The following is a 23,790-nucleotide window of genomic DNA, read 5'->3' on the forward strand; positions in this document are numbered from 1 at the left end:
GCGACCGGCCCCGCCGCCCCCGATGGGCGGCGGGGCGATCTCTTTGTGTACGGCGTTCCTTCGGAAGGGTGGTTCTCGGGATGGTAGACGCGTCGCAGGGCTCTTCGAGCGGACAGGGCTTCATTCCCCAGGCTCCCGCTTCGGCACCTCCGCCTCCTCCCGCACCCGTCGCTCCACCGCCTGCCGCCGGCTCCGCCGCGGCCCCGATGACCGCCATCTCCGCCAACCAGCTCTTCGACCAGCTCGCCCGGATCGAGGACAAGACCTCGCGCATCGAGGACAAGTACGCCCGCTCGGAGGCGCTGCTGTCCCGCGTCGAGGACAAGGTCGAAGGCGCCACCGGCCGGATGAACGAGGCTGCCCGCCAATCCGACCTCGCCGCCTTGCGCAACGAGGTGCGTGGCCTCGCCGAGCGCACCCGCCGCCTGCCGGGAACCGGCGCCCTCGTCCTCACCGCCGTCATCACCGCCGTGCTGACGGTCGCGCTGATGGTGGCGCTCCAGCGCTTCAACCTCGACCAGCTGCTGCCGCCGCGCGCCGGCTGATCCCGCCTTTCTGTCTTCCGACCCCTCAAAGGACCCTATGAGCGCCTTCCGCACCCTCGACGATGCCGGTTCGCTTCAGGGGAAGCGCGTGCTCCTGCGCGTCGACCTGAACGTGCCCATGGACAACGGCCGCGTCACCGACGCGACGCGGATCGAGCGGGTCGTCCCGACCATCCGCGAGATCGCCGGCAAGGGCGCGAAGGTGGTGCTGCTCGCGCATTTCGGCCGCCCGAAGGGCAAGCGCGAGGCCAAGGATTCCCTTGAGCCGGTGGTGCCGGCCCTGTCGAAGGCGCTGGGCCAGCCGGTCGCCTTCGCCTCGGACTGCATCGGCGATCCGGCGGCCCAGGCCGTCGCCGCGATGAAGGACGGCGACGTGCTCCTGCTGGAGAACACCCGCTACCATGCGGGCGAGGAGAAGAACGAGGCGGGCTTCGCCGACGCGCTGGCCGCCAACGGCGACATCTACGTCAACGAGGCGTTCTCGGCCGCCCACCGCGCCCATGCCTCGACGGAGGGCCTCGCTCACCGCCTGCCGGCCTATGCCGGCCGCGAGATGCAGGCCGAACTCGACGCCCTCACCAAGGGCCTGGAATCCCCCCAGCGCCCGGTCATCGCCCTCGTCGGCGGCGCCAAGGTGTCGTCCAAGATCGACCTCCTCGAAAACCTCGTCGCCAAGGTCGACATGCTGGTGATCGGCGGCGGCATGGCCAACACCTTCCTGCACGCGCAGGGCAAGGGCGTGGGCAAGTCCCTCTGCGAGAAGGACCTCGCCGAGACCGCGACCCGCATCCTCGCCGCCGCCGAGAAGGCCGGCTGCCGGATCATCCTGCCGGTCGATGCCGTCTCGGCCTCCGAGTTCAAGGCGAACGCGGCCCACGAGACCGTCCCGGTCGATGCCGTGCCGGAGACCGGCATGATCCTCGATGCCGGCCCGCAATCGGTCGCGGAGATCAACGCCGCCATCGACGTCGCGAAGACCCTCGTCTGGAACGGCCCGCTCGGCGCCTTCGAGCTCACCCCCTTCGACGCAGCGACCGTCGCGGCGGCCCGGCATGCGGCCGAGCGCACCGAGGCGGGCCAGTTGGTCTCGGTGGCGGGCGGCGGCGACACCGTGGCCGCACTCAACCACGCTGGCGTCGGCCAGACCTTCACCTACGTCTCGACGGCAGGCGGCGCCTTCCTCGAATGGCTGGAGGGCAAGGCCCTTCCGGGCGTCGAGGCGCTGCGCGCCAAGGGCTGAACTGGAATTTCACGCCCTCACGGGCGTTTGCATCGCGACACATCGAACGGGAAGGCGGACACCATGGCACGGATCACCCTGAGGCAGCTCCTCGACCACGCCGCCGAGCATGAATACGGCGTGCCGGCCTTCAATCTGAATAACATGGAGCAGGGGCTCGCCATCATGGCGGCCGCCGACGCCACCGATTCGCCGGTCATCCTGCAGGCGAGCCGGGGCGCCCGCGCCTATGCGAACGACATCGTGCTGGCCAAGCTGATCGATGGTCTCGTCGAGATCTACCCGCACATCCCGGTCTGCATGCACCTCGACCACGGGAACAACGAGGCGACCTGCGCCACCGCCATCCAGTACGGCTTCACCTCCGTGATGATGGACGGCTCGCTCAAGGCTGACGGCAAGACCCCGGCCGACTACACCTACAACGTCGAGATCACCCGCAACGTCACCCAGATGGCCCATTGGGCCGGCGTCTCGGTGGAAGGCGAACTCGGCGTGCTCGGCTCGCTGGAGAGCGGCCAGGGCGAGGCCGAGGACGGCCACGGCGCCGAGGGCACTCTCTCCCACGACCAGCTCCTCACCGACCCGGAAGAGGCGGTGAAGTTCGTGCAGGCGACCAAGGTCGATGCGCTGGCCGTCGCGATGGGCACCAGCCACGGCGCCTACAAGTTCACCCGCCAGCCCGACGGCGACGTGTTGGCCATGAACGTGATCGAGGAGATCCACCGCCGCCTGCCGACGACCCACCTCGTCATGCACGGCTCGTCCTCGGTGCCGCAGGACCTGCAGGACATTATCAACCAGTACGGCGGCCAGATGAAGCCGACCTGGGGCGTGCCGGTCGAGGAGATCCAGCGCGGCATCAAGCACGGCGTGCGCAAGATCAACATCGACACCGACAACCGGATGGCCATGACCGGCCAGATCCGCAAGGTGCTCACCGAGAACCCCTCGGAGTTCGACCCGCGCAAGTACCTCAAGCCCGCCATGGACGCGATGACGAAGCTCTGCCGGCAGCGCTTCGAGGAGTTCAACACGGCGGGCCAGGGCTCGAAGATCCGTCCGATCTCCGTGGCCGAAATGGCCAAGCGTTATGCCAACGGCTCCCTCGACCCGAAGATCGGGGCGCAGTAAGCGAAGGCGGTTTCAGCCTCGCATCCAGGGCCCATGGTCGATCAACGTCTCGCTCTCCTCGGTCCCCACGGCCTCGACGCCGCGGGGGCCGAGGCTCTCCTGCCCGCCCTTGAGGCCGCCTGCGCCGCAGGCGACGTCGCGGCGGTGATCCTGCGGCTCGCCCCCGCCGACGAGCGGGCGCTGACCGCCCTCGTGAAGCGCACCGCCGCCATCACCCAGGCGCGGGAGGCCGCCCTGGTCATCGCCTGCCCCGGCTTCGCGGGCGACCTTGTGCAGGTCGCCGCACGGGGCGGCGCCGACGGTGTCCACCTCGACAAGCCCCGCGACCCCGCGAGCGACCTCGGCGACCTGCGGTCCCGCCTGAAGGATGGGCGCATCCTCGGGACCGGCGGGCTCGAATCGAAGCACATCGCCATGGAAGCCGGCGAGGCGGGCGTCGATTACCTCATGTTCGGCGGCCTCTACCCGGACGGCGCCGCGCCGGATTCCGAAACCGTGCTGGCGCGGGCCGGCTGGTGGGCCGAGATCTTCGAGACGCCCTGCGTGGCCGTCGCCGCGACGGAGCCGGAGCTGCCCGCGCTCGTGGAGACCGGCGCCGAGTTCGTCGGGCTCGAGAGCGCGCTCTGGCTGTCCGATCCGTCCGTCGTCGCACGGGCTCAGGCCCTCATCGGAGCGCAGGCCGGATGAGGATGCGCGCCCTCGCCCTCGCCGCCCTCCTGATCGCCCAGGGGCCGGCCCACGCCGCCTCGGTCGTCGATCCGAAGGCCACCGAGGTGCCCCCCGCCGACAAGAAGCCGTCGCGGGAATTGCCGACGCCCTACACGCCGAACTACAGCGGCGGCGCCGTACCCCCGGTGAGCGGCCAGCCGCCGGATTTCGCCTACGGCGCCTACCAGCGCGGCCAGTACGTGACCGCTTTCCGCGAGGCGACCAAGCGCATCGAGGCCAACCCCAAGGATTCGGCGGCGATGACGCTGCTCGGGGAATTGTACAACCAGGGGCTCGGCGTTCCGCAGAACCCGGTGAAGGCGGCCGACTGGTACAAGCTCGCCGCCGCGCAGAAGGACCCGGCGGCGATGTCCTCGCTCGGCCTGATGGCCCTCGACGGACGCGGCGTGGCGCGCGACCCCAAGGCCGGGCGGCGCTGGCTCGAACAGGCCGCCGCCATCGGCTCGCCGGCCGCTTCATACAATCTCGGGTTGATCCTGATCGGCACCGGCCTGCCCGCCGACGAGGCCGAGGCCGCCAAGCAGTTCCGCAAGGCCGCCGACGCGGAGCTCGGGCCGGCGCAGCACGATCTCGGCGTGCTCTACCTGCAGGGGCGCGGGGTGCCGAAGGACCCGACCGAGGCGGCCTCGTGGTTCCGCCGCTCGGCCGACAACGGCGACCTCGCGGGCGAGGTCGAGTTCGCGATCCTGCTGTTCAACGGGACGGGCGTGCCGAAGGACGAGCGGGCGGCGGCCCGCTACTTCCTGCATGCGGCCAAGCGCGGCAACGCCATCGCGCAGAATCGCGTCGCCCGCCTCTACGCCTCGGGGCGCGGCCTGCCGAAGAACCTCGTGGAGGCGGCCGCCTGGAACCTCGCCGCTGCCGGGCAGGGCCTGTCCGATGCGTGGCTGGACCAAGCCGTCGCCGGCCTCTCCACGGAGGAGAAGGCGCGGGCGGAACGGCTCGGCAACGACCGGATCGAGGCACAGTAGGTCAGGCTTCGGCCTTCGACCAATCCACCCCGGCTTCCAACTCCGGCAGGAGGACGACGCTCTCCTGCTCGTTCGGATCGGTGCGGGCGATCACCGCCACCACCGGTTCGGTCGCGCTGCGGTTGTAGGGCAGGTGCGGGACGTTCGCGGCGATGTAGACGAACTCCCCCGCCCCCGCGATGGCGTGGTGTTCCAGCCGCTCGCCCCAGAAGCAGCCCGACACGCCCTTCAGGACGTGGATTGCCGTCTCGTGCGCCTCGTGCTTGTGGGCGTGGGCGCGCTCGCCGGGGGCGATCTCCAGCAACTGCATGTGCAGCGCCCTGGCGCCCACCGCCTCCGCCGAGATGGCGTGGCGGTAGAGGTGGCCCTGCTTGCCCCGGAAGGGCGCACCCTCCCGCACCACCATGAGGCCGGCTCGTTCGCTCACCTGTTCCTCCCGCTGCAATCAGCGGCAGGACATCACAACCGGCACGCGCCGCCAAGCGCGTCGTTCTCGGCTTGGGTGAAGAGACGCGAGCGGATGTGGAAGCGCTTCTCGCGGCCGTTCTCCAGAGAGAACATGCCGCCCCGGCCGGGCACCACGTCGAGCATGATGTGGGTGTGCTTCCAGACCTCGAACTGCGAGCGGGAGATGAAGAAATCCGCCCCGCCGACCTGGCCGAGATGGACGTCGCCGTCGCCGACGATGAAGTCGCCGACCGGATAGCACATCGGCGAGGAGCCGTCGCAGCAGCCGCCCGACTGGTGGAACATCACCGGCCCGTACTCGCCCTTCAATTCCTCGATCAGCGCCAGGGCCACGGGCGTCGCGGTGACCCGCAGCGGCGTCCCGTCCGCGCCGGTCTGTTCGGCGGTGGTGGCCTCGACCGTCTCCGTGGCGCTCATGCGCTCCTCCCGTTTGTTGGTTCCGGTGGGATCTATGGCCGTCAGGTGGGGGCGGCGAGCCCCGGACGCAAAGAGGCCCCGGCCGAATGACCGGGGCCTAAGGCAGTCTCGGGGGGAGACTCGGCGAGGCTCAGAAGAATCCGAGCTTCTTGGCCGAGTAGCTAACCAGCATGTTCTTGGTCTGCTGGTAGTGGTCGAGCATCATCTTGTGCGTCTCGCGGCCGATGCCGGACTGCTTGTAGCCGCCGAATGCCGCGTGGGCCGGGTAGGCGTGGTAGCAGTTCGTCCAGACGCGGCCCGCCTGGATCGCCCGGCCGAAGCGGTAGGCGCGGGTCCCGTCGCGGGTCCAGACGCCGGCGCCGAGGCCGTAGAGCGTATCGTTGGCGATGGAGAGGGCGTCGGCGTCGTCCTTGAAGGTCGTGACCGACAGGACCGGGCCGAAGATCTCTTCCTGGAAGATCCGCATCTTGTTGTGGCCGCGGAACACGGTCGGCTTCATGTAGAAGCCCTCGGCCAGCTCACCCTCGCGCACGCCGCGCTCACCGCCGGTGAGGCACTCCGCGCCCTCCTGCTTGCCGATGTCGACGTAGCTGAGGATCTTCTCCAGCTGCTCGCTCGACGCCTGGGCGCCGATCATCGTGGCCGGATCGAGGGGCGAGCCCTGCGTGATCGCCTCGACGCGCTTGATCGCCCGCTCCATGAACCGGTCGTAGATCGATTCGTGAACGAGGGCGCGGCTCGGGCAGGTGCAGACTTCGCCCTGGTTCAGGGCGAACATCGTGAAGCCTTCCAGCGCCTTGTCGAAGAAGTCGTCGTCCTCGTTCGCCACGTCGGCAAAGAAGATGTTCGGCGACTTGCCGCCCAGTTCCAGCGTCACCGGGATCAGGTTCTGCGAGGCGTACTGCATGATGAGGCGGCCGGTGGTCGTCTCACCCGTGAACGCGATCTTCGCGATACGCGGCGAGGAGGCCAGCGGCTTGCCGGCTTCCAGGCCGAAGCCGTTGACGATGTTCAGCACGCCCGGCGGCAGCAGGTCGCCGATGACTTCCATCAGCACCAGCACGGAGGCCGGGGTCTGCTCGGCGGGCTTCAGCACCACGCAATTGCCGGCGGCGAGCGCCGGGGCGAGCTTCCACACCGCCATCAGGATGGGGAAGTTCCACGGGATGATCTGGCCGACGACGCCCAGCGGCTCGTGGAAGTGGTAGGCGACGGTGTCGTGGTCGATCTCGGAGATCGAGCCTTCCTGCGCCCGCACGCAGCCGGCGAAGTAGCGGAAATGGTCGATGGCCAGCGGGATGTCGGCGTGGGTCGTCTCGCGGATCGGCTTGCCGTTGTCCCAGGTCTCGGCCAGGGCGAGGAGGTCGAGGTTCTCCTCCATCCGGTCGGCCATCTTGTTCAGGATGCGGGCGCGCTCGCCCGGCGCGGTGCGGCCCCAGGCCTCCTTGGCCGCGTGGGCGGCGTCGAGCGCCCGGTCGATGTCCGTCGAATCGGAGCGGGCCACCTCGCACACGACCTTGCCGGTGATCGGCGAGGTGTTCTCGAAATAGCGGCCGGCATTCGGGGCGACCCACTGGCCGCCGATGAAGTTCTCGTAACGCGACGAGAACGGCGACTTCGTGCGGCTGTCGCCGAAGAATTCGGGCTTGTTCATGGGCGTACTCCCTGGGTTGGGCCCGGCCTCACGGACCGCAGCTCGTTGATTCGGCCCCCTTGAGGGGATCCGTGCCGCGTCCCTCGGCTCCGGGCTCTAGCCAATGTCAGATGGCCGCTCGAAGCAAGATGGACTTTTGGCCGATGCTCCCGACACAGGAGCTTACGCCTGCCGCGAACCCCTGGCGACCCCGCCCCTCACGCCGCCAGGGCGAAGGGCAGGCAGGCCGCCGCGAGGGGCAGGGCGGCCAGCGCCGCCGGCCGCAGCCAGCCCGGCCGATAGGTGAGACACAGGGCCACTCCCAAAGCCGCCGCCGTGATGGCGCCCGTGGCCTGGACCGGCCCGAAATTCCAGCCGTCGAGGGCGATGGCGGCCGCGAAGGACAGGACGATTCCCGCCCAGCCCACCGCGCGCAGGGGCCGCACGCGCCCGCGCGGCACCGGCCCCCGCAGCGCGACGCGGTGATGCCTGTCGAGGCTGAGGGCCAGAGCCGCCATCCCGGCGAAGGCCAAGGCGGCGCACAGGAGGAGGCCGGCCGCGCTCACGCCTCGGCCACTCGCGACGCGGCCCGTCTCGCAAGCGCCGAAGGGGGCCGTGCGGCCGTCCGCGCCGCGACGATCAGCAGGGCTCCCACGAGGAGCATCGCGATGTCGAAGGGCACGAAGCGCGGCTCGCCGATCAAGGCGAGGTCGGCCGGGACGATGGCGACGAAGGTCGCGGCGGCGAGGCCGAGGGTCAGCGGCCAGGCGAGGCGGCGCGGCGCCAGGGCGCCTGCGAGCGCCACGACGCCCCAGGCACCGAAGAACAGCCCGACCTCCCACGAGGCCCGTGCGGCGAGGTCGGGGGGGAGCAGCCGGTTGGCGAGGAAGAACGCGGCGATCCCGGCGGGCAGGCCGGCGATGGTCCCGACATTCAGGATCCGCACGAGCCGCAGGCCGAAGCCCTCCGGGGCCGCACCCTTCGGCGCCCGCGCCACGGTCCAGAGCACGAGGCCGGACGCCACGGTCGCGGCACCGAGGAGCCCGCACAGGAAGAACAGGACCCGCAGGGCATGCGAGGCGAAATGCGCCTCGTGCAGGCCGTACATCACGGTCGCGGTGCGCGTCGCCGGCCCGGCCGGCAGGTTGCGCGCGAGTTCGGCGCCCGTCACCGCGTCGTAGGCGATCTGCGGATGGAGATGGGGGAGGCCGTGCGGCTCCTCGAATACCGCGCTCACCGTCGCGGCGGCGTCACCCGGCGAGGAGACCATCAGCGCTTCCGGCAGCTCCCCGCCGTCCTTTTCGGCGATGCGGACGATCTCCCCCAGGGGAAGCCCTTCGGCGGCGGTGCCGGCCGGCATCCGCCCCTTGGGCATCAGCCCCGCCTCGACGTAAAACTGGGGTGCCTCGTCGTGATAGGCCGCCTGCAGACCCCAAGGCATCAGCATCGGCCCCAGGGTCATAAGGCCCGTGTAGGTGATCATCAGGTGGAAGGGCAGCGCCAGCACGCCGAACAGGTTGTGCGCGTCGAGCCACGCCCGCTGCCGCGAGCGGTCGGGCCGGAAGGTGAAGAAGTCGACGAAGATCCGCCGATGGGTGACGATGCCGGAGATGAGCGCGATCAGCAGCACCATCGCGCAGGCGCCGACGATCCAGCGCCCCACGAGGGGCGGCAGCGCCAATTCGAAATGGAAGCGGTAGAGGAATTCGCCCGCCTGCGTGTCGCGGGCGCTGGTCGGCGCGCCGGTCGTGGGATCGAGGAGGGCGTGGTGGAATGGGCCGGCGAAGCTCTTCCACCAATAGACCTCGGTCAGCGGCTGGTCCGGCTTCGGCAGCTTCACGAGCCAGCCACCGGAATCGGGGGACTGCCGGGCGAGGAAGCCCGCCGCCGCCGTCGCGGATTGGGCCGGATCGATCACGGTCTCCCGCAACTCGGGCCGCATCCAGCGGGAGATGTCGTCCTTGTAGTAGCTCGCCGTGCCCGTCACGAAGACCGCGAACAGCACCCAGCCGACGACGAGCCCGGCCCAGGTGTGCAGCCACGCCATCGCGGGGCGGAAACGCTTGGGCTCGCTCATGCCGGCACCCCCGCCGAGAAACCGCCCGCCAGCCACAGGCAGGCCGTGAGGATTGCCACCGTTCCCAGGATGCCGATGGCGGCCCGGCTGAGGGTCGCGGCGGCGAAGACGAAGACGACGGCCCCGGCCATCACCGCGAAGCTCGCGAGCATCGTTGTCGAGACCGCTTCCGCCCGCGACAGGGGCAGCGTCACGGCGCCGAGGGCGGTGGCGAGGGCGGCCACCGCGTAGCCGCCGAACGCCGCCAGGGCGACCCGGCCCGCGACGGCGAGGCGCCCGCGCCAATCCGATCCGCTGCGGGACGGCGAATCGCGGGAGGCGTCGAGAGGTGGCGAGTCGCTGGCCATGGCGTCGGGTAGCAGCGGCCGGCGACGCTCGGCAATCGCTATCTTTCGGAACGATTCCAACAAGGCGCCAAGCACTTGGCCCGTCTCGAAGGAATCGGTTCGCGCTCAGCGGCTGCTGGCGCCGCGCCCCGTGCGCTGAACCCCGGCGGCGGCGGCCGAGGCGCTGGGCGGGAGGGCCGTCGCGGCGGGATTTTCACCGGAGGGGGCGCCGGACGTGGCGACGGGAGCGGTGCCCGTGTTCGTCTCGCGGCCGGTGGCGTAGCCGGCGTTCACGCCCGCGTAGAAGCCGGTGAAATCCTCGGCCCGGGCCGGAAGGGCGGCGAGGAGGAGAAAGAGCGGCAGGCGGCGGATCATGCGGAACCCAGCGCGTGAAACGGAAACGGCGGCCCGTGGGGACCGCCGTTTCGAACCTGTCGTAGCATCGCGGCGACAGAGAGGCGCCGCGAAACCCGAACTCAGCCGTCGACGCTGATCGAAGAGGCCTCGCGGCCCTTCATGCCCTCGACGACGCCGAGGGTGACCTGCTGACCTTCGGCCAGGGAGTCGAGGCCGGCGCGGGCGAGCGCGGAGCGGTGGACGAACACGTCCTTGCCGCCGTCGTTCACCGAGACGAAGCCGAAGCCCTTGGCCGGGTCGTACCACTTCACGGTGCCGACCATCTCGGTCGACGGGCCGGACGGGGCACGACCGCCACCGCCGCCGCCACCGAATCGGTCGCCGCCACGGCTGCCGCCGCCGCCGAAGCGATCGCCGCCGCCGCCGAAGCCCTCAGTGCGCGGACGAAACTCACGGCGGGGCGCCGGAGCCTCGGCCGTGGAGGTGTCGACGCTGGTCACGCTCGTGACCTGCGGACCCTTCTGGCCCTGGGCGGTCGTGACCATCAGCTTGGTGCCGGGCATGAGGTCGTCATGGCCGGCCGCCTCGACGGCCCGGATGTGGAGGAAGGCATCGCCCGAACCGTCGCCGAGTTCGACGAAGCCGAAGCCCTTCTCCTTGTTGAACCACTTTACAGTGGCATCGCGCTCAGGGCCCGTCGGAGCCGGCGCCGCGCCACGGGCCGGACCGCGGTCGAAGCCGCCCCCGCCGTAACCGCCGCCACCACCAAAGCCGCCACCGCCGCCGCCGCCGCCGTAGCCCCCGCCAAAGCCGCCCGAGGGAGCCTGATCAGGCCATCTCGGTTCACCGCTCTCGTCGAAGCCGCGCTTCTGCGGCCCCCTGAAATCACGACCACGTCCCATTAGAAGCTCGCAAAAACCGTCCGCCGCCCGTATTCAAAATACACGCCGACCATTGCGGAGGATCGGCGGCTCGCACTGCGCATTACCCCAGGTCACGCTAACCAAGAATAATGGCTTAGTCCTGACGCAATCGGGCCTTGACCGCAAGGTCCTTTAAGGCCGAAACGCGGCGGTTCAATCACTTTCCTGACGCAACCGTCGCGCGGAGGGTGAGTGGCGTTAGCGAAATGCAAAGTCCGGTCGGCTACGTTCGCGACGGGACGACGCACCCGATGATAGCCACACCGACCTTCCCCGACCTCTCCGCCCTCGTCGTCGACGAGAGTCTGTATATCCGGCGGATCGTCCGGGACATGCTGATGCGCGTGGGCATCAAGCGCGTCCTGGAAGCGCCCGACGGCGCCGAGGCGCTCGGCGTCCTGGCCGAGAGCAAGCCCGATATCGCGATCATCGATTGGGATCTCTCGATCCTGTCGGGCGAGGAGTTCATCCGGCTGGCGCGCACGCCCTCCACCTCCCCCTGCCCCACCCTGCCGATCATCCTGATGCTCGCGCAGCCGCGCCGGAACGTCGTGGACCGGGCGGTCGGGCTCGGCGTCAACGAGATCATCGCCAAGCCGTTCTCGCCCAAGACCCTGTGGTCCCGGCTCGACGAGATCATCAACCGGCCCCGCCCCTACTCGCAGGTGAAGAGCCTGCTTCGGCCGATTCCCCGCGCGGCCGGCGTCGCGAAGGTGTTTGCCTGACCCCCGCGCGGACGTTCGCCCGTTGCAGTTCCCGCCCGAGCCTGTAGGCTCGCGGGCAAGTGAGGTCGGGCTGTCAGCCGGGCCGATGAGGATTCGACGGCCGCGCCGATGAGGGACGAGACCGCCGCGGCCGCGCCGGCCCGGCCTGCCACCGGCATCGCGCCGCTCCCGACGCCGACCCTCTACGCGGGCCGCGAGCGCCGGCAGAGCTATGCGGCCCTCGATCTCGGCACGAACAATTGCCGGCTCCTGATCGCCGAGCCGACCTATGGCGGTTTCCGGGTGATCGATGCCTTCTCGCGCATCGTGCGGCTGGGCGAGGGGCTGGGCTCCTCCGACCGGCTGAGCGAGGCCGCCATCGAGCGCACCGTCGAGGCCCTGCGGATCTGCCGCACGAAGATGCAATCGCGCCGCGTCCGCCGCGCCAAGATCATCGCCACCGAGGCCTGCCGGCTCGCCGTCAACGGCGCCGACTTCGTGGAGCGGGTGCGCCAGTCGGTGGGGCTCGATCTTGAGATCGTGGACCGGCAGACCGAGGCCTACCTCGCCGTCACCGGCTGCGCGGCCCTGGCCGACCCGAGGGCCGAGTCGGTCGTGATCTTCGACATCGGCGGCGGCTCCACCGAGGTGGCGTGGCTCGACGGCGCGGCCACGAACCCCTCCACCGACCCAACCCTGCGCATCCGCGCCTGGGATTCGCTGCCGGTGGGCGTCGTGACGCTCGCTGAGCGCCATGGCGGCGCCGAGGTCACGCGGCGGACGTTCGAGGGCATGGTCGAGGAGGTGGCCGAAAAGCTCGCCGCCTTCGCCCTGCGCGCGGCCCCGGCCGCCACGGCCAAGAGCTTCCACCTGCTCGGCACGTCGGGCACGGTCACGACCATCGCGGCGATGCACCTGCGCCTCGCCCGCTACGAGCGCCGCCGGGTCGACGGCCTCTGGATGCGCGACGACGAGGTCTCGGCGGCCATCGAAGACCTCCTCGACACGCGGCTGGAGCAGCGGGTCGACAATCCCTGCATCGGCCGCGACCGGGCGGACCTCGTCCTCGCCGGCTGCGCGATCCTGGAAGCGCTGCGCCGGGCTTTCCCCTCCGAGCGCCTGCGCATCGCCGACCGTGGCCTGCGCGAGGGGCTTCTCGTGAACATGATGCGCGAAGATGGGGTATGGTCGCGCAAGCCTGTGCGGTAACGGGCGACGGACACTGGGTTCATGACTGACAGGCGCGGCGGCGTAGGCTCCACCGGGGGCGTGCGCGGGGATCTCAAGCAGCGGGTGAAGACCGCGCGCAAGCGCACCGTCTCGCAGACGCGCTGGCTCGAACGGCAGCTCAACGATCCCTACGTGGCCCGCGCCAAGCGCGAGGGCTACCGCTCCCGCGCGGCGTTCAAGCTCCTCGAGATCGACGAGCGCTTCAAGCTGCTGAAGCCCGGTCAGCGGGTCGTGGATCTCGGCGCGGCGCCCGGCGGCTGGTCGCAGGTGGCCGCGCGCGTCGTGGGGCCCACCGGCAAGGTGGTGGGCATCGACCTCCTGCCCATCGAGCCCATGGCCGGGGTGGAGTTCATCACCCTCGACTTCCTAGACGACGACGCGCCCCGGCAACTCACCGACCTCCTCGGCGGCCCGGCCGACTTCGTGATGTCGGACATGGCCGCCAACACCACCGGCCACAAGAAGACCGACCACCTGCGGATCATCGGCCTCGCCGAGACCGCCGCCGAATTCGCCCGGGAGATCCTGGCCCCCGGCGGGTCCTACCTCGCCAAGGTGCTGCAGGGCGGCACCGAAGGCGAATTGCTCGCCAACCTGAAGCGCGACTTCGCCGTGGTCCGCCACGTGAAGCCCTCCGCGAGCCGCGCCGATTCGAGCGAACTCTACGTGCTGGCCACCGGCTATCGCGGGACGCTCGGCCGGGCTGTGGCACCGGAGGAGTAGGCGGTCCTGTTCCCCTGGGGACAGATCGGCGCAGAGTGGCGGCGCCGGTAGGCCGGCACGGCGGAATGGGTTAATTTTATTGAAAGTGTATCGATAGTCAGCGCGTGCTCAGCGGTCCCGCAATTCTTCGCATCTCGGTGCTGCTGCTCCTCGCCGGAGCCCTCGCCGCGCTCGTACAATACTGGATGCCGGCCTCGCCGCAGCCGCCCGCCAAGACGGCGGTCGCGACAACCGCGCCGGCACCGAGCGAGCCTCCCGTCCGCAAGATTCCCTCGGCGGCCCCGCCCGATACGGTGATCGCGGCGCCCACGCCGCCGCCAGCTCCCCCCAAGCCTCAGCCGGCCCCGGTTTCGCCCCCGCCCCCGCCGCAGATGCCGAGCGAAGCCCTCGCCTTCCCGGCGCCGCCGCCCTCCGCCGCGCCGGAGGGCCGGCAAGAGGTGACGGAGGCCGAGACCACGGAGGGCCCGCCGGCCGTCGCACTTGTGGATCTCAATACCGCGAGCGTCGCCGACCTGAACCGCCTGCGCGGCGGCGGCGCCATCGGCCGGGCCATCGTCGCCAAGCGGCCCTACACCCAGGTGGGCGATCTGCTCACCAAGAGGGTGCTCAGCCGGTCGGTCTACGAGCGGATCAGGGAGCAGGTGACGGTGCGGTGAGGGGCTGGGAAGCCCCTCACGCCGGTCTCAGAGCTTCGTGCCGAACAGTTCCGCGACCTGCGGAATGTCCTTGTCGCCGCGCCCCGACATGCTCAGCACCATCAGGTGGTCGGTTGGGCGCGCGATGGCGAGTTCCGTGACCTTCGCCAGGGCGTGAGCGGGCTCCAGGGCCGGGATGATGCCTTCCAGCATCGAGCAGAGCTTGAACGCCTCCAGCGTCTCGGTATCCGTGGCCGAGAGGTAGGTGACGCGGCCCATCTCGTGCAGCCACGAGTGCTCGGGCCCGATGCCCGGATAGTCGAGGCCGGCCGAGATCGAGTGCGCGTCGGCGATCTGCCCGTCCTCGTTCATCAGCAGGTAGGTGCGGTTGCCGTGCAGCACGCCCGGCTTGCCGCCCGTGAGGGAGGCGGCGTGCAGGCCGCTCTTCACGCCGTGGCCGGCCGCCTCGACGCCGAAGATCTCGACCTCGCGGTCATCGAGGAACGGGTGGAACAGGCCCATCGCGTTCGAGCCGCCGCCGATGCAGGCGATCAGTGAATCGGGCAGGCGGCCTTCCTGGGCGAGCATCTGCTCGCGGGTCTCGTGGCCGATCACCGACTGGAAGTCGCGGACCATCGCCGGATACGGGTGCGGGCCGGCGACCGTGCCGATGCAGTAGAACGTGTCCGCGACGTTCGTCACCCAATCGCGCAGGGCCTCGTTCATCGCGTCCTTGAGGGTCTTGGTGCCGGACTCGACCGGGATCACCTCGGCGCCAAGCATCTTCATGCGGAAGACGTTCGGGGCCTGACGGGCGACGTCCACGGCGCCCATGTACACGACGCATTTCAGGCCGAACCGGGCGCAGAGGGTGGCGGTGGCCACGCCGTGCTGGCCCGCGCCGGTCTCGGCGATGATCCGCGGCTTGCCCATGCGGCGGGCGAGCAGGATCTGCCCCAGCACGTTGTTCACCTTGTGCGAGCCGGTGTGGTTCAGCTCCTCGCGCTTGAAGTAGAGCTTCGCCCCCATGCCGGCCGGCGCCTGGGCGCGCATATGCTCGGTCAGCCGCTCGGCGTAATAGAGCGGGCTCGGGCGGCCGATATAATGCGTGCCGTAGCTCTCCATGTCCGCCTTGAAGGCGGGATCCCGCTTCGCCTCCTCGTAGGCCTTCTCCAGGTCGAGGATCAGCGGCATCAGCGTCTCGGCCACGAAGCGGCCGCCGAAGATGCCGAAGCGGCCGCGCTCGTCGGGTCCGGTGCGGAAAGAGTTCGGGGCGGGGGCGATGGTCACGGATCTGTCCTTCGCGGAACGACAAGAGTTTTGCCGGTTGCTAGACCCATGCGCGCCCCGCCGCAATGCCGGCGGCGCCAGACGCATCCGCGCAGTGCTAGCCTCGCGCAGCCGTGACGAAGGCGGCGATGCGGGCCGGATCCTTGATTCCCGGCGCGCTCTCGACGCCGGAGGAGACGTCGACGGCGCGAAGACCCGTCCGCGCCAGGGCCTCGGCGACGTTCTCCGGCCCGAGCCCTCCGGAGAGCATCAGCCCGGCGGGCAGGTCCGCCCCCGCCAGCAGCGACCAGTCGAAGCTGACGCCGTTGCCCCCCGGCAGGGCCGCGCCGGGCGGCGCCTTGGCGTCGAGGAGGAGGCGGTCGGCGACCGCCGCGTAGGCGGGAATCGCGGCGAGATCGGCCGCCCCCGCGATGCCGAGCGCCTTCATCACCGGCAGGCCCGTGGCGGCGCGGATCTCCGCGACCCGCTCCGGGCTTTCGCGCCCGTGAAGCTGGATCAGGTCCGGTGCGATCGCCTCGACGGCGGCGGCCACGGCTGAGTCGTCGGGATCGACCAGCAGCACGACGCGCCCCGCCCTGCCCCTCGCTTGGCGCGAGAGTGCGCGCGCCGCCTCAAGCTCCACATGGCGCGGGCTGCGGGCGAAGCGCACGAAGCCGACCCAATCGGCCCGCGCGCCGAGGGCGGCGTCGAGGGTTTCGGGGGTGCTCAGGCCGCAGATCTTGATCTCGGTCATGGGGAGGATGGGCGCGGCGCTCCGCAAGGACGGGCCTCAGCGCGGGGCGGGCAGCGCCGTGCGGACGGGAACGGAGGTGCCGGGATAGGTCTGGCCCGGCGCGTCGGGGGCGTAGGGGCGCAGGCGGTTGACCTCGCGCTCGTAGCGGGTGGCCTCCCGGCGGTGGTGACGGGCATTGGCGCGGACGCGGCCCTGGCCGAGCCACGTGAAGACGCCGCCGACGACGATGCCCAGCGCCACGGCGCCGAACAGGATCGCATAGAGCGGCAGGTTCACGCTGAAGACCGGCGCATCGACGTTGACCGGATCGAACGACAATTGCACCGGTGCCCGGTTGGCGACGGCCAGCAGGACCACGATTGCCGCGACCGGCAGGAGGAGGAGGCTCTTCAAGAACCGGATCATCGTTGTGTGACTCCCGCCTATTCCGCCGCGACGCCTTCGCCGATCTTGGCCTCATTGAGCCGCAGGCGCATCTCCTTCCCCGTCTTGAAGACGGGGATGGCCTTTTCGGACACGGCAACGGCCGCACCCGTGCGGGGGTTGCGTCCCTTGCGCGCTTCCCGGCGCTTCACGGAAAACGCGCCGAAGCCGCGCAGTTCCACCCGGTCTCCCCGCGCCAGGGCGTCGGCGATCGTGTCGAGGATGGCGTTGACCAGGATCTCCACGTCCCGCTGATAGAGATGCGGGTTCTGTTCGGCGATCTTGAGAACAAGCTCCGACTTGATCATGGCGTTTCGTCTTCCCGTTGGTTCGGCTTCGTACGGAGGTCGCTGAGGCGGTCGCGCTCAGGGCTCCGGCCGCCACAGGACGAGGAGCCCGCCCTGCGCGCCGGCCTGCGCCTCGGCGCTGAGCGCCCGGAGCTGGCCCGCGAAGCCTTCGAGGCCGAGGAGCCCCGCCCCCGTGCCCGCGGCGGACCACAGGGAGAAGTCGCTCTCCGAACGCGGCTTCCAATCGGTCACCGGCAAGTCCTTCGGCACGCCCCGGGCGCTCTCCAGCCACGCCACGGCCTGCCGCTCGCCGCCGAGTTCATCCACGAGCTTCAGGGGTACGCTCTGCCGGCCGCTGAACACCCGCCCGTCAGAGACGGCGGCGAGCTGCTGCGGGTCCATGCCCCGGCGGTCGGCCACGAGGCCCTTGAACCACGCGTAGGTGTCGCCCACCACGGCGGCGAGGGCCGCCCGCGCTTCGGGTGATGTCGGCGTGAAGCCCGAGGGCTCGGCCTTCAGCGGCGAGGACTTCACCGATTCGACCTTCACACCGACCTTGTCGAGGAGGCCCGACAGGTCGGGGTACTGGAACAGCACGCCGATGGAGCCGACGAGGCTTGTCTCGCGGGCGACGATGTGGTCGGCGGCGATGGCGGTGATGTAGGCGCCGGAGGCCGCCGTGCCGTCCACGAAGGCGACGATCGGCTTCTTGGCGGCGAGCGCCCGCAGGTTGCGGAAGATCTCCTCCGAACCGGTGGTTGTGCCACCGGGCGAGTTAATCGAGACGACGACGCCCTTCACGGCATCCGATTCGCCCACCCGCTTCATGAGCTTGGCGGTGGCCTCGCTGCCGGCGATGAAGCCGGAGACGGAGATGCGCGCGATCTGCGGGCGCACGGCGAAGGCGCCGTTCCCGCCCGCCCGGACGCGGTAGCCCACGGCGCCGACGGCCACGATCAGGCCGCCGATCCCGAGCACGCGCCAGAGGCCGAGCCTGCGGCGCAGGCGCCGCCTGTCGATCAGCAGTTCGGCGTCGGCTGCCATGCGATCCGTTCCCTTGCATCCCCGGCCGAACGCCGTGGTCAGTCACCCTGCCCGACGCCGCCCTGGCACCGCCTCGCGGCGTGCAAGTCCTTGGCGTCCTTGGCATCCCGCCGGGCGGGGCCCGTGCGAGGCGGTGTTCTAGAGCATTTTTTGCCGACGTGGATACGGGGCGCGACGAAGAATTTGCGCGGAGGTCGCCCGCTGCGGTCAGGCCGCGTCGAGGGTCGGGATGGCGGCGAGTTCGTCGGCCATTTCCCGCTCCAGGATGCGAAGGTCGTTGCCGTGCCCGCCAGCGGCTGACAGCCGATACCCGCCGCGAAACAAAAGAAAAGCCGCGCGGATGTGGATCCGCGCGGCTTTCCGATCTCATACCGCCCGGTGAACCGGGCGGCGCGCGATGAGGATTACTCCTCGTCGGGGCGGGCCTTCTTGAAGGCGGCGCCGAGGATGTCGCCGAGCGAGGCACCCGAATCGGCAGAGCCGAACTGGGCCATGGCTTCCTTCTCCTCGGCCACTTCCAGGGCCTTGATCGAGACCTGCACGCGGCGGGCCTTGCGGTCGAACTGCACCACGCGGGCATCGACCTTCTCGCCAGCGGCGAAGCGCTCGGGGCGTTGGTCGGCACGGTCGCGGGCGAGTTCGGCCCGGCGGATGAAGGTCTGCATGTCGGTGTCGGCGAGCCGCACCTCCAAACCGGAATCCTTCACCTCGACGATCTCGCAGGTCACGATCTGACCCTTCTTGACTTCGCCGGCTTCGGCGAAGGGGTCACCCGCGAGCTGCTTGATGCCGAGCGAGATACGCTCCTTCTCGACGTCCACGTCGAGAACCTGGGCGCGGACCATGTCGCCCTTCTTGAACTCGTCGATGACCTGCTCGCCGGGACGGTTCCAGTCGAGATCCGACAGGTGGACCATGCCGTCGACATCGCCCTCGAGGCCGATGAACAGGCCGAACTCGGTCTTGTTCTTGACCTCGCCCTCGACCTCGGAGCCCACCGGATGCTTCTCGGAGAAGCCTTCCCACGGGTTCTGCAGGGTCTGCTTGAGACCCAGCGAGATGCGGCGCTTGACCTGATCGACTTCCAGGATCTGCACCTCGACCTCCTGAGAGGTGGAGACGATCTTGCCCGGATGGACGTTCTTCTTGGTCCAGCTCATCTCGGAGACGTGGATCAGACCCTCGATCCCCGGCTCCAGCTCCACGAAGGCGCCGTAGTCGGTGATGTTAGTCACGCGGCCCTTGAGCTTGGCGCCCTCGGGGTAGCGGGCGGCGATGCCCTCCCACGGATCGGCCAGGAGCTGCTTGATGCCCAGCGAGATGCGGTGCGTCTCGTGGTTGATCTTGATGATCTTGACCTTCACCGTCTGGCCGATGGTGACGACCTCGGACGGGTGGTTCACGCGGCGCCACGCCATGTCGGTGACGTGGAGCAGGCCGTCGATGCCGCCGAGGTCCACGAACGCACCGTATTCGGTGATGTTCTTGACCACGCCGTCGATGACCTGACCTTCCTCAAGGTTGGCCACCAGCTCGCTGCGCTGCTCGGCGCGGCTCTCTTCGAGGACCGTGCGGCGCGAGACGACGATGTTGCCCCGGCGGCGATCCATCTTGAGGATCTGGAACGGCTGCGGCGTACCCAGAAGCGGGGTGACGTCGCGGACCGGACGGATGTCGACCTGCGAGCGCGGCAGGAACGCCACGGCGCCGTCGAGGTCGACCGTGTAGCCGCCCTTGACCTGGTTGAAGATCGTGCCGGTGACACGCTCGTTGGCCTCGAAGGCCTTTTCGAGCTTGACCCAGCTCTCCTCGCGGCGAGCCTTGTCGCGCGAGATGACGGCTTCGCCCAGCGCGTTCTCGATCCGGTCGACGTAGACCTCGACCTCGTCTCCGACGCTCAGCTCGCCTTCCCGGCCGGGGCCGGAGAATTCCTTGAGTGCGACACGGCCTTCCGTCTTGGCGCCGATGTCGATGACGGCCACGTCCTTCTCGATCGCGACGACGCGACCCTTGACGACGGACCCTTCGGTGATCTCGTGTTGGAGGAAGCTCTCCTCCAGAAGCGCGGCGAAATCATCGCGGTACTGATCCCGCGCCACGGCTGTCCCTGCGGTCATTCTCTCTCCTGGGCGGTCACATCCTGGGATGGACCGGGTGCGTCGGCGGCTCGCGTTGCAAACGCCCTTGCCGCCGCAGCTTCCCTATGGAGAAGCAACCGCCTCCAAACGGAGACCGGTTTGCCGACGCGTCGATACGGATGACGAGGGCGGCCCGGCCGACTCGCCCGAATATGCCGCCAAAGAAGGCAAGCATCACGACGGACGGCGAGGCGCCTGTCACATACTCTATTCGCGAAGGCCGTTCAACAGCGCCCTCACGCCGCCTGCGCGAAGGCTCCCGCGTTCTCCGGCAGCTCGTCCGTCAGGACGTCGAACCGGGCGAGGTAGGCGGTGCCGAAGCTCGTGGTCAGGGCGCAATCGGTGGCGTCGCGGCCCCGCGCCATGACGATGCGGCCGATGCGCGGACGGTTGTGCCGGGCATCGAACGTGTACCAGCGCGGGCCTTCGGGGCCGTCGAGGAAGACCTCGAACCACGCGGAGAAGTCCATCGGCGCCGGGTCCTTCGGCACGCCGATGTCGCCGAGATACCCGGTGGCGTAGCGGGCCGGGATGTTCATGCAGCGGCAGAGGGTGATCGCGAGGTGGGCGAAGTCGCGGCACACGCCGACCTGCTGGCCGTGCCCGTCATGGGCGGTACGGGTCGCGTCGGCCTGCTGGTAGTCGAAGCGCAGCCGGTTGTGGACGTAGTCCACGATGGCCTGCACCCGACCCCAGCCCGGCGCGATCCCGCCGAACAGCGCCCATGCCGTCTGGGAGAGCTTGTCCGTGTCGCAGTAGCGCGAGCCGAGGAGATAGACGAGCACGTCGTCCGGCAGATCCTGCACCGGAATTTCTCGGGCGTCGGGGGCGTAGTCATCCGGCAGGCCGCTGTCGGCGATCACGAAGTCGGCGGACATGGTGATCCGGCCGCCCGGCGCGACGATGCGGGTGCAGACGTTGCCGAACCCGTCCACATGCTGCCGTGCAGCGACCGGCGGATCGAACGTGATCACCTCCGGTGTGATCAGGTCATCCCGGCGCTCCGGCCGGATGTTGAGGAGCAGGTTCATCGGCGTCGGACCGTTGGTGTCGAACGCGATGGTGAAGCCGGTGCGGATCTGCATGGTCTGGGCCGAGATGCGTGGCGGCGATCACTGTCGTGATGCCGCGAAGACTTATGACAGGCTCCAAAACCACAAACTAAAAGCTTGGTTCCGCAGTTCGGGCTCCTGTTCGAGTCGCCGAATGCACAAAGATCATGCAAGGCCGGTCGAGGGTCGTGCAAACATGCAGGGCTGGGCTGTTACCGCCGATGTTGCATCGCGATGACGCCCTGCCTAACCCTGCGCCACCTTTCCTCTGTCGATCCGATCCCATGGCCGCCGACTCCCCGCTCGCCGACAAGCTCTCGCTCCCCAAGGACAAGATCCGCGTCCTGCTCCTGGAGGGGATCAACGACAGCGCCGTCGCGCTGATGCAGGCCGCCGGCTACACCAACCTCACCCGCCTGCCGAAGGCGCTCGATAAGGAGGCGCTGCACGCGGCGCTCCAGGGCGTTCACATGGTCGGCATCCGCTCGCGCACCCAATTGGACGCGGCGGCGTTCGAGGCGGCGGACAGGCTGCTGGCGGTGGGCTGCTTCTCGGTGGGCACCAATCAGGTGGACCTCGAAGCCGCCCGGCACCGGGGCATCCCGGTCTTCAACGCGCCCTTCTCCAACACCCGTTCGGTGGCCGAGCTGACGATCGGCGAGATCGTGATGCTGCTCCGGCGGATCGTGCCCCGTTCGGTGGGCGCCCATGCCGGCCAGTGGGACAAGTCCGCCGTCGGCTCGATGGAAGTGCGCGGCAAGACGCTCGGCATCGTCGGCTATGGCAATATCGGCACGCAGCTCTCGACCCTGGCCGAGGCCATGGGCATGCGGGTGCTGTTCTACGATCACACCGACCGCCTGCGCCACGGCAACACCGAGCCGACCGACTCGCTGAAGGATCTGCTCGGGCAGAGCGACGTGGTCTCCCTGCACGTGCCGGAGACCGAGGCGACCTTCAACATGATCGGCGAGGCCGAGATCCGGGCGATGAAGCCGGGCGCCTTCCTCATCAACAATGCCCGCGGCACCGTCGTGGACCTCGACGCCCTCGCCGCGGCCCTGCGCGACGGCCACCTGCGCGGTGCCGCCGTGGACGTGTTCCCGAAGGAGCCCGGCTCCAATGCGGAGCGCTTCGTCAGCCCTCTCCAGGGTCTCGACAACGTGATCCTCACCCCGCATGTCGGCGGCTCCACCGAGGAGGCACAGGAGCGCATCGGCGCCGAAGTCGCCAAGAAGCTGGTGGATTATTCGGACATCGGCTCGACGGTCGGCGCGGTGAACTTCCCGCAGGTGCAATTGCCCACCCGCGCCACCGGCACGCGCTTCATCCACGTCCAGCGCAACCTGCCGGGCATGCTCGGGCGGCTCAACGAGGTCTTCGCCCGCAGCCACGTCAACATCGCTGCCCAGTTCTACCAGACGGACGGCGAGGTCGGTTACGTCGTGCTGGAAACCGATGCCACCGACGCGGATGCCGAGTCGCTGCTCGGGGAGATCCGCGCCATCCCCGGCACGATCCGCGCCCGCCTGCTCTACGAGCGCCGCTAACGATTGCACCTTGCGCGCGAGGCGTTGGCGCTGTTCAAGTCCAGCGATCAAGCGGAACGGGAGTGGTCAGTGGTCAAGCGTGGCTGGACGGCACAAACTTCGCGCGGGGCCGCAGCCCTCGCCCTGGCCGTGCTCGGCACGGCCTGCACCGCCTCGCTGGCGTCGGCGGAATGCCTGCGCCAGATCGTCAACCGCTCGGCCTACGTGCTGACGGCCCGGCGGGACGGCGGCCCGCCGGTGACGATCCTACCGGGGCACGCGGTGCAGATCCGCCTCACGCATCCGGGCCAGCTGGACTTTGCCGCCTATTGCGCCGTCCCCGGGCCCGATGGCGCCCTGCGGCCGATCACTCAGGCGAGCTTCGACTACGAGGCGGTGATCGATCGCTGCTTCATCCGCTTCGGCGGGCAGGCCTTCATCCCGCAGCTCGGGCGCGGCTTCATCGGCCTCCAGGGCACGGCGCCGTTCACGGTGAACAATCCGCGCCAGGGCGACGTGGTCCTCGGCCCCTTCGCCACGGAAGCCTGCCCGGCGCCGGCGATCCTCAGCCGGGGCGGCTAGGACCGCGCCCTACAGGTAATGCCGGAAGACGACCGGGCCGCCCGCCGGGCGGCCCGCAGGCGCGGCCGGGACGAGGCGGCGCGTGACGCGCACCGCGAGGCGGATCAGGGCGGCGAGTGCGCCGTCGAACGAGGTGGTCTGGCGCTGGGTCATGGACGCCTCCGCCGCGGCCGGAGCGACACGCCCTTCCCGCGTAGCCTCACCCTGTCAGGCGCCTACGGCCAAGGCTGTGCCGGAGCGCACATGGTTTCGTTTCGCAATCTTTCCGCGAAGAGTGAAAGGGCGAAACACCCCTTCCGTCTGGCGTGGGGCGTGAGCGCCGAATATGGTGGTTTCGCCGAACCGGGACCTGGTCAAGCCCGGCGTGACTGAGGACGCGCGTATGCTCACACACACCGGCAGCACGATCCTGCGAAACGAGCTCGGGGTCGAGGAGACGGTCGAATCCGACAACATCGTCCGGTGGGACGGGAACCGGCTCTATGTCGAGCAGGACGTCTTTCACAACGGACAATTGGTCCATCGTAAGTACAGGCGCACGGTCACGGAGCCCGTGGCCCGGGTCCTGTGGGACATCATCAACCGCGCCAAGCAATAGGC

Annotated in this window: 28 protein-coding genes; 12 read left to right on the top strand and 16 right to left on the bottom strand. The window is 69.7% G+C overall.

Features of this window, described 5'->3' with window-relative positions; all coding sequences use genetic code 11:
• Window positions 1–80: 80 nt before the first annotated feature.
• The 5 genes from MKK52_RS13555 to MKK52_RS13575 all read left to right on the top strand — a co-directional run bounded on the left by MKK52_RS13555 (window position 81) and on the right by MKK52_RS13575 (window position 4,619).
• Complete coding sequence (locus MKK52_RS13555) at window positions 81–545, top strand: hypothetical protein (protein WP_243954564.1); 465 nt, start codon at window positions 81–83, stop codon at window positions 543–545.
• Between the two features lie 37 nt (window positions 546–582).
• Window positions 583–1,785 carry a phosphoglycerate kinase gene (locus MKK52_RS13560; protein ID WP_243954566.1) on the top strand — a complete coding sequence of 401 codons (1,203 nt, stop codon included), beginning with the start codon at window positions 583–585 and terminating at the stop codon, window positions 1,783–1,785.
• Window positions 1,786–1,848: 63 nt separating this feature from the next.
• Window positions 1,849–2,919: a class II fructose-bisphosphate aldolase gene (fba, locus tag MKK52_RS13565; RefSeq protein ID WP_243954568.1), complete on the top strand. Its 1,071-nt coding sequence runs from the start codon at window positions 1,849–1,851 to the stop codon at window positions 2,917–2,919.
• Between the two features lie 33 nt (window positions 2,920–2,952).
• Window positions 2,953–3,606, top strand: coding sequence for a thiamine phosphate synthase (locus tag MKK52_RS13570; protein WP_243954570.1), 654 nt, complete (start codon window positions 2,953–2,955; stop codon window positions 3,604–3,606).
• Window positions 3,603–4,619, top strand: coding sequence for a tetratricopeptide repeat protein (locus tag MKK52_RS13575; protein WP_243954573.1), 1,017 nt, complete (start codon window positions 3,603–3,605; stop codon window positions 4,617–4,619). The genes MKK52_RS13570 and MKK52_RS13575 overlap by 4 nt, the downstream gene beginning before the upstream one ends.
• 1 nt (window position 4,620) lies before the next feature.
• Here MKK52_RS13575 and MKK52_RS13580 read toward each other — a convergent pair whose 3' ends face one another.
• From MKK52_RS13580 to MKK52_RS26955, 8 genes are all read right to left on the bottom strand, one after another.
• Entirely contained in the window at window positions 4,621–5,025 is a 405-nt protein-coding gene (locus tag MKK52_RS13580) for a cupin domain-containing protein (protein WP_243954647.1), read from the bottom strand.
• A gap of 53 nt (window positions 5,026–5,078) precedes the next feature.
• Window positions 5,079–5,504 (bottom strand): DUF779 domain-containing protein, encoded by a 426-nt coding sequence (locus tag MKK52_RS13585; protein WP_243954575.1) that lies wholly within the window; start codon window positions 5,502–5,504, stop codon window positions 5,079–5,081.
• A gap of 130 nt (window positions 5,505–5,634) precedes the next feature.
• Window positions 5,635–7,158: an aldehyde dehydrogenase gene (gene adh, locus MKK52_RS13590; RefSeq protein ID WP_243954577.1), complete on the bottom strand. Its 1,524-nt coding sequence runs from the start codon at window positions 7,156–7,158 to the stop codon at window positions 5,635–5,637.
• Window positions 7,159–7,355: 197 nt separating this feature from the next.
• The gene (locus MKK52_RS13595; protein ID WP_243954579.1) at window positions 7,356–7,703 is read right to left on the bottom strand and encodes a DUF3325 domain-containing protein; all 348 of its coding nucleotides are present in this window, start codon (window positions 7,701–7,703) and stop codon (window positions 7,356–7,358) included.
• Entirely contained in the window at window positions 7,700–9,214 is a 1,515-nt protein-coding gene (locus tag MKK52_RS13600; protein WP_243954581.1) for a PepSY-associated TM helix domain-containing protein, read from the bottom strand. The genes MKK52_RS13595 and MKK52_RS13600 overlap by 4 nt, the downstream gene beginning before the upstream one ends.
• Window positions 9,211–9,561 carry an iron transporter gene (locus MKK52_RS26950; protein WP_279597819.1) on the bottom strand — a complete coding sequence of 117 codons (351 nt, stop codon included), beginning with the start codon at window positions 9,559–9,561 and terminating at the stop codon, window positions 9,211–9,213. The genes MKK52_RS13600 and MKK52_RS26950 overlap by 4 nt, the downstream gene beginning before the upstream one ends.
• 105 nt (window positions 9,562–9,666) lie before the next feature.
• Complete coding sequence (locus MKK52_RS13610; protein ID WP_243954583.1) at window positions 9,667–9,915, bottom strand: hypothetical protein; 249 nt, start codon at window positions 9,913–9,915, stop codon at window positions 9,667–9,669.
• A 101-nt stretch (window positions 9,916–10,016) separates the two neighbouring features.
• A complete protein-coding gene (locus tag MKK52_RS26955; RefSeq protein WP_279597820.1) occupies window positions 10,017–10,799 on the bottom strand; it encodes a cold-shock protein in 783 nt (260 codons plus the stop codon).
• A gap of 272 nt (window positions 10,800–11,071) precedes the next feature.
• On the opposite strand from MKK52_RS26955, the gene MKK52_RS13625 reads away from it, so the two are divergent.
• The 4 genes from MKK52_RS13625 to MKK52_RS13640 all read left to right on the top strand — a co-directional run bounded on the left by MKK52_RS13625 (window position 11,072) and on the right by MKK52_RS13640 (window position 14,133).
• Entirely contained in the window at window positions 11,072–11,545 is a 474-nt protein-coding gene (locus tag MKK52_RS13625) for a response regulator (RefSeq protein ID WP_243954585.1), read from the top strand.
• Between the two features lie 108 nt (window positions 11,546–11,653).
• Window positions 11,654–12,733, top strand: a complete 1,080-nt coding sequence (locus MKK52_RS13630; RefSeq protein ID WP_243954587.1) for a Ppx/GppA phosphatase family protein — start codon at window positions 11,654–11,656, stop codon at window positions 12,731–12,733.
• A gap of 21 nt (window positions 12,734–12,754) precedes the next feature.
• Window positions 12,755–13,477 (top strand): RlmE family RNA methyltransferase, encoded by a 723-nt coding sequence (locus MKK52_RS13635; RefSeq protein WP_243954589.1) that lies wholly within the window; start codon window positions 12,755–12,757, stop codon window positions 13,475–13,477.
• Between the two features lie 104 nt (window positions 13,478–13,581).
• Window positions 13,582–14,133 carry a helix-hairpin-helix domain-containing protein gene (locus MKK52_RS13640; RefSeq protein WP_243954592.1) on the top strand — a complete coding sequence of 184 codons (552 nt, stop codon included), beginning with the start codon at window positions 13,582–13,584 and terminating at the stop codon, window positions 14,131–14,133.
• 27 nt (window positions 14,134–14,160) lie between these two features.
• Here the strand turns inward: MKK52_RS13640 and trpB are convergent, their stop codons facing one another.
• The 7 genes from trpB to MKK52_RS13675 all read right to left on the bottom strand — a co-directional run bounded on the left by trpB (window position 14,161) and on the right by MKK52_RS13675 (window position 21,112).
• The gene (gene trpB, locus MKK52_RS13645) at window positions 14,161–15,402 is read right to left on the bottom strand and encodes a tryptophan synthase subunit beta (protein ID WP_243954594.1); all 1,242 of its coding nucleotides are present in this window, start codon (window positions 15,400–15,402) and stop codon (window positions 14,161–14,163) included.
• Window positions 15,403–15,499: 97 nt separating this feature from the next.
• Window positions 15,500–16,135 (bottom strand): phosphoribosylanthranilate isomerase, encoded by a 636-nt coding sequence (locus MKK52_RS13650; protein ID WP_243954596.1) that lies wholly within the window; start codon window positions 16,133–16,135, stop codon window positions 15,500–15,502.
• Between the two features lie 36 nt (window positions 16,136–16,171).
• Window positions 16,172–16,540, bottom strand: coding sequence for a lipopolysaccharide assembly protein LapA domain-containing protein (locus MKK52_RS13655; RefSeq protein ID WP_243954598.1), 369 nt, complete (start codon window positions 16,538–16,540; stop codon window positions 16,172–16,174).
• 17 nt (window positions 16,541–16,557) lie between these two features.
• The gene (locus MKK52_RS13660; protein WP_243954600.1) at window positions 16,558–16,866 is read right to left on the bottom strand and encodes an integration host factor subunit beta; all 309 of its coding nucleotides are present in this window, start codon (window positions 16,864–16,866) and stop codon (window positions 16,558–16,560) included.
• Between the two features lie 57 nt (window positions 16,867–16,923).
• Window positions 16,924–17,889 carry a signal peptide peptidase SppA gene (gene sppA, locus MKK52_RS13665; RefSeq protein ID WP_243954602.1) on the bottom strand — a complete coding sequence of 322 codons (966 nt, stop codon included), beginning with the start codon at window positions 17,887–17,889 and terminating at the stop codon, window positions 16,924–16,926.
• Between the two features lie 404 nt (window positions 17,890–18,293).
• Window positions 18,294–20,006 carry a 30S ribosomal protein S1 gene (gene rpsA / locus MKK52_RS13670; protein ID WP_243954604.1) on the bottom strand — a complete coding sequence of 571 codons (1,713 nt, stop codon included), beginning with the start codon at window positions 20,004–20,006 and terminating at the stop codon, window positions 18,294–18,296.
• Between the two features lie 257 nt (window positions 20,007–20,263).
• Window positions 20,264–21,112, bottom strand: coding sequence for a transglutaminase-like domain-containing protein (locus MKK52_RS13675; RefSeq protein WP_243954606.1), 849 nt, complete (start codon window positions 21,110–21,112; stop codon window positions 20,264–20,266).
• Window positions 21,113–21,363: 251 nt separating this feature from the next.
• Here MKK52_RS13675 and serA point away from each other — a divergent pair, with 251 nt between their 5' ends.
• Window positions 21,364–22,629 (top strand): phosphoglycerate dehydrogenase, encoded by a 1,266-nt coding sequence (serA, locus tag MKK52_RS13680; protein WP_243954608.1) that lies wholly within the window; start codon window positions 21,364–21,366, stop codon window positions 22,627–22,629.
• Between the two features lie 69 nt (window positions 22,630–22,698).
• Window positions 22,699–23,190, top strand: a complete 492-nt coding sequence (locus tag MKK52_RS13685; protein WP_243954610.1) for a hypothetical protein — start codon at window positions 22,699–22,701, stop codon at window positions 23,188–23,190.
• A 9-nt stretch (window positions 23,191–23,199) separates the two neighbouring features.
• Here MKK52_RS13685 and MKK52_RS13690 read toward each other — a convergent pair whose 3' ends face one another.
• Window positions 23,200–23,343, bottom strand: a complete 144-nt coding sequence (locus MKK52_RS13690; protein WP_243954612.1) for a hypothetical protein — start codon at window positions 23,341–23,343, stop codon at window positions 23,200–23,202.
• Window positions 23,344–23,572: 229 nt separating this feature from the next.
• Between MKK52_RS13690 and MKK52_RS13695 the strand changes: the two genes are divergently transcribed.
• Entirely contained in the window at window positions 23,573–23,788 is a 216-nt protein-coding gene (locus tag MKK52_RS13695; protein ID WP_243954614.1) for a hypothetical protein, read from the top strand.
• Window positions 23,789–23,790: the final 2 nt, after the last annotated feature.

Origin of the sequence: Methylobacterium sp. J-067, from assembly GCF_022829465.1 — a bacterium.
Lineage (GTDB): Bacteria > Pseudomonadota > Alphaproteobacteria > Rhizobiales > Beijerinckiaceae > Methylobacterium > Methylobacterium litchii.